Raw genomic sequence first — 6,800 nt, 5'->3', positions numbered from 1 at the left:
AAATTGTAAATCAGTAGTTTAAATGTAAAATCAGGAATTAAAAAAATCCGGTAAGTATATCTTCCGGATTTTTTTATGTTTAAAATTTAAATGCTAGAATTTGTTTTAGAATAATTCTAGCTGTTGCGGTGTGCTGGGCAGGTTCTTTTCTTCCTTACCATAAAACAGTTCCATCATCCCAAATTGTTTATCTGTTATGGTCATGATTCCGATATGTCCTTTGGCAGGAAGCAGTTTTTTTACTCTTTTTATGTGAACTTCCGCATTTTCACGACTGCTGCAATGTCTCAGGTAAATGGAAAATTGAAACATCGTGAAGCCATCCCGCATGATATCTTTTCTAAAGCGAGTATATATCTGCCTTTCTTTTTTGGTCTCTGTAGGCAAATCAAAAAATACTAATATCCACAAAACGCGATATTGGTTTAAGCGCATTTCCTAAAAAGGTAATTCGGGCTCGTCTGTACTTTTTTTACTTTCATATTTTGTGGTTTTTTCAGCAGCATAGCTTATTTGTGTATCATCAGTACTTTTTAAATATCCTATTCTTTTGGCATCAAAATCTTTTATAATAGGATAGTTTATTTTCCTTATTGTACCCTCATAGCATTTTGCTAATGAAGCTGTGGTATATTGTAAGCCTACCATTAAAGGGCTAGTTCCTTTTTCAAAACTTACATCAATACTGGCTATACTTAATAATTGAGATTTTATAGCAGTATTTAGCTCTAAGAAATTCTCGCCATTATCTATAATTTTAAGCACAATTTTATCTATAAAAGGGCGGTAGGGCTCCATAATATCATCGGCCAAGCAATAAGCATTATACTTATTTCTATGATGTATGCCTAGGGTTGGTAATAGTCCAGAAGAAACTAAAGCTCTCGCTACAATAGCTCTTAAAATAGCATAACCATAGTTTAATAAATTATTAGGAGGGTCGCCGTCTCTACCCCTAAAGAAGTCTAATTTTTTAGGAAAAACGTTTCTCCAATAATAGGCTGCTGCCCGCCCTTCGTAGTTATCTGGATCGCCAGAGCGTACTGCTTTGGCCCAATGAATCATATTCTCGCAAGCTATTCCTCTTTCAAATAAAACTGCTGCCTGGTTTAAAATCTTAGCTTGTACAGTTTGTTGCCACAATTGTTTTTTTAAAGGTAATGAGGCATCTATTTGATATCTAAAACGTTCGCTTTGCGTATCATGTCCATCCAAAGGGAGGAGCATGCCTGTTGGATGGTGGCTTTTATCGCAAGTAATTACCGCTACTTTATTCTCTAATAAAGCAGCGATGCTAGCATGTGTTATAGTTATTTGCTGATTGTCTAAAATGATAACACCTATATCTTCAATAGGTACCAATTTTATAGATTCTTCTGTTCCCAAAGTTTTTAAATGGGGGAGGTCTATCTGTAGTTGTCTATCTTTTAGATTAAGATAAGCTGGGTTACTGAAGTATAGGGTTCTTTTTATCATTTTAGTTTTTCAATAGGTTTTAATATGTTTTAAATTTCTCCTAAACGATACATATCCGCTATATCATCAGCTCTGTTTTGCGCTAATAAACTATCAATAAACTTTTCATTAGGGATAATGAGTTCTGTAAATACTTCTATTGCTAAGCCTTCATGTGGGTAACGTTCTAAATCTTTCTGGCTAACATAAGCTTTTATATTAACCCCTGCATCCATCATATTAGCGAGGATAATATTTTCATAAGCCGCAATATAGCCTAAACGATATTCATGTAGATTTACTTGAATAGCAAAACTATCGTATATATTTTCAGGCTCACGTATAAGCGTAAGTTGGTCTCCATCTTTTATTAATTTTTGTACTTTTCTAAAATCGTAGTGAGATAATCCTCTAACATAGTTGTCGTATATTTTAACAAGTTTTGTATTAATAAAACTGTTATTAGGAAGTATTAACCCGCCGGCACCTAAACCTAATGATTTGAGAAAATCGGAACGATCCATAATATTATGCTTTTGAGATATTTCCTAGACGGTCTATTTTTAGCTTAGAACAAACTTCTTTTTCTTTAGTGAATTCTATTTTATTGAGTTGGGTGTATTCCGATTTATTAACAATAGTTGCTGCAACCGTATATGGAATACAAAAAAGTCTATTCCCTGTAAAACTTACAACCTTATAAACTCTTTCGTTAGATATATTTTTAAAATCGATATTGTTGATATTATCAATTTCTTCTTCCGATGGAACATAGACCAAATCATTAGGGCATAAATAAAAATCATTTACTCCTTTTAAATCAACTACTGATAACCCTTGCTTTTGTCTTTCTATAACTTCATTTAAGGGAATAGTTTCATAATTTCTTTTTCCATTTTTGTCTTCGTAGACTGCAAAAAATAAATTGGTTCTTTTTGCAGCCTCAACATATTTATCTTTTTTATTCCCGTTTTGACCGATCTGAAATTTACTGCCTAGTTCAAAAACTCTAACTTTATTGATAGGCTGATGTGATTTTCCATCATTATACTTTTCAATGTTTTTATTAAGGTCTTCAATTCCCTCTGGAGAAAATGCAAGTTCCGGACTACCTTTGAAGTCCAAATAATTTTTAAGAATTTTCTGAATTCCTGTATCTGTGATAGAATTAATTGCTTTTAAATCGAAAGATGTATCAAGACTTTTCCTTGTAGCGGTTAAAATTTTTCCTTTTGGAACTTTTATCCAAGGTAAATTTACTTTACCTGAGACAGTATCTTTATGCATAGACTTTCTTATAGCCCAATTTATTCCTTCTTGCTTTACTCTCTCTTTTACTTTTACACCATCTTTTTCTACAAATCTTTCATAGTAATTTGTCGCCTTATTAATTACTCTCAGATTTTGTTTAAAGCTCACAATTATTTTTTCTAATGAATTTTTTGCATCAATTGTGAAGTTTTCCCATGGCTTTAAGAACTGTTTTGGTACTTCTCTTTCTATTTTCTCACCAGTTTGTGGATGGTTATAACATACTTTTTCGAACTTCATCAATTTCTTTTTTAAATCATAACGTTTAGTGTCTGATTTTGCAGATTGATTGTTAAGTAAGTTTACGTGGTCTTTTGTAGCACAAGCAATTACTAAAGCATCCAAAGCGTGATGGCGATGATCAATTCTTTTCTTTGAAAATCCTTTAGAAAACTCAATAGGAACAGTTGGTAAGAATTTTTGATGATTTTCATTCCATGCAGTAAAATCAGTTGAATTGGTTAATTGATTCATCCTTTCAAATCGTGGTAAAATCAAATCATTCCACACATCATTTAAACCCCAATCTTGCTTAAGTTGTGTGGTAATTTTTCCATTTCCGGGAACGATATTTTTAGAATTTACACCTTCATCGCTACCATCTTCTACACGTACGATATTAGAAAGAATCCCTGAGATATATTTACTTATATAACGTGTGTCGTTCAACTGGCGTTCAATCATTTTTTCGGGTATATCTTCTAAAAGGAGCTTGTTTTTCTTTCCTCTATTGTTGGCGTAATTTTTTTTAACAAACTCTTCGTATTCATCTAGCTTTAAAACTTTTACTGATTTTCCATTTCCACATTCTACTACAGTTCCTCCTAGTTTTTTTATAAATTCTAATCCTATATAATTATCCTTCAATTTATTAATAGCTGATTCGCAAATAACTTTATTACTAAAACTGTTATCAAAATACCGGCTTTGAGGAATTATATGTTCAATTTCATATTCAGGTGTGAAAAGTTTATTTAATGGGATAATTTGCCCTGTATAAGGCGATTTATATTTTTGCTCTAGCCAAAGTTTGTATCGTTTTAAATCAGAAGAAGAAGGTTGAGCAGTTTTACTAATCTTAATTATATCCTCTTCAATTTCTAAATCTGAATTCAAAACACCCTCTTCATAAATTTTTAAAATCTCTTGCTGCATCGGTGAAAACGGACGGACGTTTTCAATAGATTGATCATTAACCATCTCGGCTAATAAAGCTTTTATACGAAGATTGGTGTTTTCGTTTTCTGTAATCTGGTTGGTGATTTTTTTTCTGTCTTCAGCAGGAAGTTTCATTTCTCTTCCAAGCTCAATATGGATTTCATTGAAGAAATCTTTCACACCATTTCCATATTTTAGCCAAATATCTTTAACTACACGAAGGGTTTCTGTAATAACTTGTTCAACAATTGGATTACGAAGCGAATGTTGTTTAAATTCTCTTAAAAATTCTTCTAAGTCATCTGCTGAATTCCATTTTCCAATAATTGATGCTTCAGAGTGCCTTCCATAAACAATATATTGAGCTAGCCATAATTGCAATCCTTGGAAATCATTCTGAGTCGTAAGATTGATTGCTTTTTCTCTTACTTTATCTTTAATATTTTCATCATATTCTCCATCAAGAATTTTCTCTAGTCTTGTTCTTGAATTTTCTTCGATATTAGTATAACTCCAAAATTTCCCTAGCCTCATTAAAGGCAATAATTTCTTAATTGCTTTTTCTGAAAAAGAGCCGTATTCGCTTTTAAACGGAGGAAATTTCTTAAAAGCCTCAAAGAAAGAAATTTCATCTAAACCATGTTTTTTAGCAAAAGATTTTAAGGCTTTTTCATATTCTATTTTATCATTTATAGAATAGATAAGATGCCAGATTTTTTGTTCAATTTCTCTTGTTAAAAAATCATCTGAAATATTTTCTACTTTTTCAAGCTTGTTAATAATCAGTGTTTTGGTTTCATTACACGGATATTTTTTATCCTCAACAAAATTCCAACGATATGTTTTCTCATTAAGTTTGAAATGCTTTAGTAAAGCTTTTTGGTCAACTTCTTTTATTTTGTTTAAAAAATCAAAAAGATTTTCGAAGTCTTCAACGCTATTTAAAAATTCTTTGGTAACATTCGTTTCATCATCTTTTCTGTAAATATTTAGATTATACATCCATTGCCAAATCCTGAATTCTTGATAATAAGGATTAGATTTTGGGACAGCTTTTAAATATTGTGTTTGCTCTACTCTGTTTTCATCTTTATATTTTCTAAATTCTAAAGAACAGTTTGAAATAGAAGATTTTTGACTTCTCAAAGGTCTTTGATAAAAAATAATATCCTCTAGAAAAAGATGTACAAAATCTTTTTTAATTAATGTGAGTTGATGCGCTTCATTGTTTCTGTACAATTCCCTAATACAGTCGTTATAGAAATCTTCATTTTGTAATTCGGGATGAAATTCTTTTTGTTTTTCTAATATTTGCTTGAGTTCATCTTTGTAGAATTTTCTTTCAATTGTGCGAATCAGTTTCCCTTTAATTTTTTGTTTAGGATTTTTTAATAGTGAGTCGTATATAAAAGCTCCTACAGTTTTATTGGAATTATCAATTTCTTGTTCTGTTTTTTTCTTTAATAATGTCCAATCTGTTTCAGATGGCGCCCTGAAACTTCGTTTTTCGTTTCCATCTTTATCTTTTTTTACAGAACCATCATGATTTAAATCTGTTGAAACAATGAAATCTCTTATTTTGTCTTTCCAATCAAATAATGGCGTTTTACTTGAGCGTCTATAGGTCCATCCATTTTCTAGAACCAAAGAATACCATATGTCTGATTTTCCTTTTTGAGGTTCATCTGCCAAAACATTTACAACTTTTAAAGAATAAAACTCAACTAATTTATTAGGATTATCTTCATCTTCTTCTTCACGTAACTGATAATATCCTCGTTTCTGATTGAAATTTAAGAGAATCCAAGCCAGTTCTTCTTTTTCAATTTTTTGAGAAAGCGCTTTTTTACGGAGATAATAAATTGTCCAGTCGTATGTTATTTTTAAATTTTGTCCGGTTGCCTCAAAATCTTCAAGCATTTCTTTGAAAGAATTTTGAAATAAGAATGAAAACTGCCCATCAATATTTTTCCATGCAATTTTTGGCTCTGCTTCTTCTTGAAACTTACCAAATCGTTTTTCAAAATCAATCTTTGAAGCATAATGTTCTGGAAGAAACCCTAAAACATTTAAAACTCTATGCAATCTTTCTCTCCTTAAAAGAAATCTTTCGCGTAATCTTCTAATACTTCTATATTTTGTTCGTTCTGCAGTTTGCGAAACAGAGTTTCCTTTTCCAAAATCTCCTAGAATATCTTGCGACATCGGAATAATCCTACTTCCCATTCCAAGAATTTCTCCTTTTTTATTTTCAAAATCTTGTTGAACTAATGCCCAACCAATAGAATTTGTCCCTAAATCAAGACCTAATATATGTTTTGTCATAGTAGTTAATTAATTTTTAAGATAAATATATAAATAATTTTTTTTACAGTTTACGGTTTCCCGTATTTGTAATTAAAAAATAAATTATACCTTTGATGTTGAAAGCAAATCACAATAAGGATTATTCCGTTGTGAAAACATTTAGCGCCTCGACTATCTTCGGGGCTTTTTTGTTTCTTATAGTGTAATATTTTTGCTGTTTATTTTTTTAATCAGGGGATGATTAATTTGTAACTCAACAGAATTAGAGTTAAGGCTTTTCAATAACTGGTAAAAATTTCATAAACAAAAAAACCGATACATACATATCGGTTTAAATCATTTTAATGAAGATAATCTGTAATATTATAATATCCAGCTAAATTTATATTCTAGATTTGGGGTTTTTATTCTGTCTGCTATTCTGATTAGTCTATCAGGTAGTCTCATTAAGTATTCTCTGGCTTTTTCGCCGGCTTCATTTAAATCCTTAACTTCTTCTATCTTCCAATCAACAATAAGTTCTTTTAAGATGTCTACATAATCAACAGCTGTATAAACGCCTAATCTTT

The 6,800-nt window shown here is 30.9% G+C and carries 5 protein-coding genes; all 5 read right to left on the bottom strand.

All coding sequences use genetic code 11. The annotated features are described in order from the left end of the window. Nucleotides 1–105 precede the first annotated feature (105 nt). On the bottom strand, nt 106–411 hold the full coding sequence (gene cas2 / locus H510_RS0112715) for a CRISPR-associated endonuclease Cas2 (RefSeq protein WP_425413803.1): 306 nt from the start codon (nt 409–411) through the stop codon (nt 106–108). A gap of 27 nt (nt 412–438) precedes the next feature. After that, complete coding sequence (gene cas1 / locus H510_RS18885; protein WP_081659278.1) at nt 439–1,476, bottom strand: type II CRISPR-associated endonuclease Cas1; 1,038 nt, start codon at nt 1,474–1,476, stop codon at nt 439–441. Nucleotides 1,477–1,505: 29 nt separating this feature from the next. Next, nucleotides 1,506–1,979: an HIRAN domain-containing protein gene (locus tag H510_RS0112705; RefSeq protein WP_026904669.1), complete on the bottom strand. Its 474-nt coding sequence runs from the start codon at nt 1,977–1,979 to the stop codon at nt 1,506–1,508. A 4-nt stretch (nt 1,980–1,983) separates the two neighbouring features. Beyond that, nucleotides 1,984–6,249, bottom strand: coding sequence for a type II CRISPR RNA-guided endonuclease Cas9 (gene cas9, locus H510_RS0112700; protein ID WP_026904668.1), 4,266 nt, complete (start codon nt 6,247–6,249; stop codon nt 1,984–1,986). A gap of 345 nt (nt 6,250–6,594) precedes the next feature. Then, the coding region (locus H510_RS18880; protein ID WP_036692840.1) for an acyl-ACP desaturase at nt 6,595–6,800 on the bottom strand (206 nt) is incomplete at its 5' end.

It is taken from the genome of Pedobacter glucosidilyticus DSM 23534 (assembly GCF_000425145.1).
Lineage (GTDB): Bacteria > Bacteroidota > Bacteroidia > Sphingobacteriales > Sphingobacteriaceae > Pseudopedobacter > Pseudopedobacter glucosidilyticus.
This window is presented reverse-complemented; position numbering and strand designations above follow the sequence as displayed.